The sequence below is a fragment of the Pseudoalteromonas sp. AWM4_233 genome, from assembly GCF_056158285.1.
The window spans coordinates 1-4,093 of the sequence record NZ_JBSWSZ010000009.1 but is presented as its reverse complement, the minus strand read 5'-3'; the positions used below and the strand labels follow the sequence as shown (position 1 = coordinate 4,093).

Sequence of the window (4,093 nt, the reverse complement as noted above, 5' to 3'; positions counted from 1 at the left end):
AAGGTTAACGACGGTTAGATTCACCTCTTACACAGCACCTAAGTCATTAAGTATTTACCGGGCGTAAAGTTAAACTGGAAGGCATCAGGATTTGATTTTCTTTCAACGACTTTTACGGCGTATATTGATGACAGTGAAGGCGTTGCAAAAGGCGGCGCGCCTACTCAAAGTGACAGCTGGATGTTCGATGTTGCTTGGGGCATGCCATTTAATATCGCAGAACATAAGTTTTACTTTACCGGTCATGTGGAATACATTGCCAGTCGTGAAGATGAATTTGGCAATGATGTAAAAGGTTGGATCTTAGCTCAGCCTGCTGTGCGCTGGGATATAGGCCAGGTGCTGTGTAAGAGGTGAATCTAACCGTCGTTAACCTTAGCAATACGTTACTTTACGCTCTACTTCGTTCAGTTACGTATTGCTAAGGTTAATAGGGAAACGCGATAGAATCCCGAACAGCACCTGCATGAGTTGCTGACGCTGCTGGATCTGGACCAGGCCACCCACGCCAACAAATATCCCCAGCAATTGTCCGGCGGGCAGGCTCAAAGGGTGGGCGTTGCCAGGGCGTTGGCTGCCAACCCCAATATTCTGCTGATGGACGAACCCTTCGGTGCGCTGGATGACATCACGCGGGAGAACCTGCAGCTGGAGATGCTGCGTATCCAGAGTCAGCTGCGGAAAACCACGGTGTTTGTAACCCACGATATTGACGAAGCCCTGAGGCTGGCGACCCGCATTGCCGTGATGGATCAGGGCCGGATTATCCAGCACGACACGCCGGAGAACATTCTCCGGCGACCCGCCTCCGTTTTTGTGGAGAATCTCGTGGGCAAGCAGGACCGAGGCCTGAAACTGATGAGCCTGCATACCGTGCGGGATCTGATGGAGGCTCACCCTCAGCCCAGAGAGCCGGAACCCGGCGCCGACGGCCTCAAGGAAGACGACAGCCTGCGAGTGGCTCTTTCAATCATGCTCTGGCAGAACTGGAGGCAGGTGCCGGTGTTCAATGCCGATGGCCAGGAAACCGGAACCATCACCCGTGAACGCATTATCCAGGAAGGTGCCTGATGCGGGTCTGGCTGCCGCCTGTGTTGCTGACTGTGCTCCTCTGTGCCCTGAGCGCGGGCATGCCGACTCTCGAACCGCTTTTCGAGTGGGTGCAGCCGGATAAACAGAATGTGGTCTACGAGCGGGAGAGCTTTCTCTTTCTGCTCCAGAACCATCTGATGCTGGTGGTGATTTCCGCCCTGGTTGGAACCGTCGCTGCGGTTGCCGGGGGAATCTTCGCCACGCGCCCGGCTGGGCGCGACTTTCTGCCGCTGGTTAGCCAGATCGCCTCTATCGGCCAGACCTTCCCGCCGGTGGCGGTTCTCGCCCTGGCGGTGCCGGTTCTCGGGTTTGGTGAGGCGCCGATTCTGGTGGCGCTGATTCTGTATGGATTGCTGCCCATTCTGCGCAATACCCTGGCCGGCTTGGAGGGTGTCGATGCCACAGTGAGGCAGGCGGCGCTGGGTATGGGCATGTCGCCTTTTCAGGTGCTGTTGCAGGTGGAGTTGCCGCTGGCGGGCAGGGTGATCCTGGCCGGTATCCGGACCTCGGTAACCATCAACATTGCAACGGCCGCCATTGGCTCAACCATCGGTGCCAGAACCCTGGGGGATCCGGTGATCGCCGGTCTCGTCAATGGCAACACAGCCTACGTGTTGCAGGGCGCGATTCTGATTGGCATGCTCGCGCTGACGGTGGACAGCCTGTTCGAGGCCGCTGAGCGGGTCTGGGACCGCCGGTTTCTGCCCAGACCGCAGGCTGATCGCTGGCGCAGGCCATCCGCTGCTTTAAAAATCCTGCTTTGATGTCTAGTCTGACGAAGATGGACAGCGCAAGGAGCACAGCGGAATGAAGTTTCCTTCGAGCACGTCATTTGCACTCCTCGGCGCAGCACTGATCGCGATCAGCTATGGTCTGGCGCGCTTTGCGTTCGGTCTGTTCGTCCCCCCGATCCGGGATGACCTGGGGCTGGCGCCGGATGTGATCGGTGTGATCGGTGCGCTGCCGCTGATCAGTTTCGTATTCGCTACCCTGGTGGCTCCGCTCTCGGCAAATCGTCTTGGTGCCCGCAATACCGCCATGGCATCCGGTATTTTTGGTGTTGTTGGCCTGGCGCTGATCAGCCAGGCCGTGGGGGCCGTCTCCCTCCGGGGTGGGTGTTGTTCTCTGTGGTATCTGCACGGGCCTGATGATGCCGGCTCTCACAGCCGCCATGCAGGCGTTGGTGAGACGCTCGCTCCACGGCCGGGTAAGCTCGGTGATGAACGCGGGCACCAGTATCGGTGTCGTCGTTGCTGTGCCGACGATCCTGTTCCTCGCCGGGGCCTGGCGCTATGCCTACGCGTCCTTTGCCGTGCTGGCGGTAATTGGCGTGATTGCCACCTGGTTCTTCATTCCGTCTGTATCCCGTGTTGTGCCCGCCAATGCTGCGCCGGCGCAGCCAATCAGTGCGGATCAATGGTGGCGACTGCTCAGGCTCTCGCTGTTCGCGTTCATGATGGGCTTTGTCTCCGCCGCCTACTGGATTTTCGCACCCGATCTCGTGGTTAATCTGGGATCCATGCCATCCGATGCCACGGCATGGCTGTGGCTGGGGGTCGGTATTGCCGGCCTTGGCGGCGCGGTGGTGGCCGATCTGGCTGACCGGAACAACCCACCGGTTACCCAGGCCCTGATGCTGATGACACTGGCCGCGAGCCTGGCGTTGTTGGCGGCCAGCCCCGACAACCTGATGATTTCGGCGTTTTCAGCACTGGTGTTTGGTCTGGCCTACATGAGTCTGACCGGGCTGTACCTGATGACCGGCATTCGCCTGCTGCCGGGGCGGCTGTCCATCGGCCCCGTACTGCCTTTCATGGCAGTATCACTGGGCCAGGCGGCTGGCTCGCCGATAGTCGGTATTCTTGTTGGCAAGGTGGGTTACGCCGATGCCTTTGCCATGTTCTGCGCCATCGGCATTATCGTGGCCATGTTGTCGCCGCTCTATCCAAGGCATCTGGAATACGAACCGGATGATGAGACCGAAGAGGATACCGGTCTGCAGGCCGCCTACGACTATCAGCTGCAGAACGAGGAGGGCGAGCCCCTGTCGCCGGTCACCGGTAAGACCGAGAGCTATTAGGGCGGATAGCCGAGAGTGTTATTCCTCGGATGTATCTCTCGGCGCCGCCCAGCTTGTGTAGCCCAGGTCCATAACCCGGGCGACTTCCTCATCGGGTATCGCCGATAGATCGCCCAGTTCCAGCGGGTCATAGTGGAAGGCGTACAGTCGAGACGTGAATTCGGCCGCGGGCAGGGAAGCTTCACCGCGAAACTCGCCATTGCCGTGGGTTGAGCAGGTAATGCCCTGGCCCCAGTTCTGGCCGCTGTCGTTGTTGGGGTTAAAAAAGTACACCCGCATCTCGTTCTTCGGGCTCAGGGCAACCCGCAGGATATTGATGGCGTGCCGGCCAACAAAGCGGGCGGCGCTGTCTGTTACAGCAATCCCTGCCGGCTGGGCGTGAATGACCGGTATGTTGCCGTTGTAGAAGGGGTGATAGCTCGCGTAGAAATGCCGGATAAATCCCTCGTAGTCCTTTACCTCGCCGGTTTTTTACGTCGGCGACCACGCGGAAGCCGTGGCTGACCCACCAGCCGTAGAATTCCGGGTTGATCCAGCGATGGGCGTCGTCGTCCCGGGTCTCACAGCGGCGCCGCAGCTTCACCGTAGAGGCGATCGAGATGAGGGATGAGCACGAGCGATACCGGGTCCGGCATCCACTGGCGTTCCCTTAACCAGGCCCGGTTCCAGATCGCGGGAAGAAACCTCCTGGCCTTCAAAGCGGCTCAGCACTTCGTTGTCGCGTGCTGCCCAGGCCAGGACTTGCAACAGGTAATCCGCCTCGTTTGACGCCCACATGGAGAGGCCAATGGCGGACTGGCAGGTGGGTGTGCCCTGACCGACGCCAGCGGCTGGCCCGCAGGTGATGACCAGGCCGCAGAATGCCAGTAGCGGTGGTTGTTCAGATTATTAGTGTTTGCCTATCGCCACCTTTAGCAATAA

Annotated in this window: 4 protein-coding genes and 1 pseudogene; 4 read left to right on the top strand and 1 reads right to left on the bottom strand. The window is 59.2% G+C overall.

Going from position 1 to position 4,093, the window contains the following annotated elements; translation table 11 throughout:
- Window positions 1–42: 42 nt before the first annotated feature.
- The 4 genes and pseudogenes from ACXAC4_RS18095 to ACXAC4_RS18080 form a co-directional block, all read left to right on the top strand.
- Window positions 43–345 (top strand): annotated as a pseudogene (locus ACXAC4_RS18095) (nucleoside-binding protein); the annotation flags it as partial.
- A 117-nt stretch (window positions 346–462) separates the two neighbouring features.
- Window positions 463–1,071: an ATP-binding cassette domain-containing protein gene (locus ACXAC4_RS18090; RefSeq protein ID WP_475164343.1), complete on the top strand. Its 609-nt coding sequence runs from the start codon at window positions 463–465 to the stop codon at window positions 1,069–1,071.
- Between the two features lie 59 nt (window positions 1,072–1,130).
- A complete protein-coding gene (locus ACXAC4_RS18085) occupies window positions 1,131–1,856 on the top strand; it encodes an ABC transporter permease (protein WP_475164341.1) in 726 nt (241 codons plus the stop codon).
- A gap of 383 nt (window positions 1,857–2,239) precedes the next feature.
- Window positions 2,240–3,172 carry an MFS transporter gene (locus tag ACXAC4_RS18080; RefSeq protein ID WP_475164339.1) on the top strand — a complete coding sequence of 311 codons (933 nt, stop codon included), beginning with the start codon at window positions 2,240–2,242 and terminating at the stop codon, window positions 3,170–3,172.
- An 18-nt stretch (window positions 3,173–3,190) separates the two neighbouring features.
- Here the strand turns inward: ACXAC4_RS18080 and ACXAC4_RS18075 are convergent, their stop codons facing one another.
- Window positions 3,191–3,445 (bottom strand): hypothetical protein, encoded by a 255-nt coding sequence (locus ACXAC4_RS18075; RefSeq protein ID WP_475164337.1) that lies wholly within the window; start codon window positions 3,443–3,445, stop codon window positions 3,191–3,193.
- Window positions 3,446–4,093 lie beyond the last annotated feature (648 nt).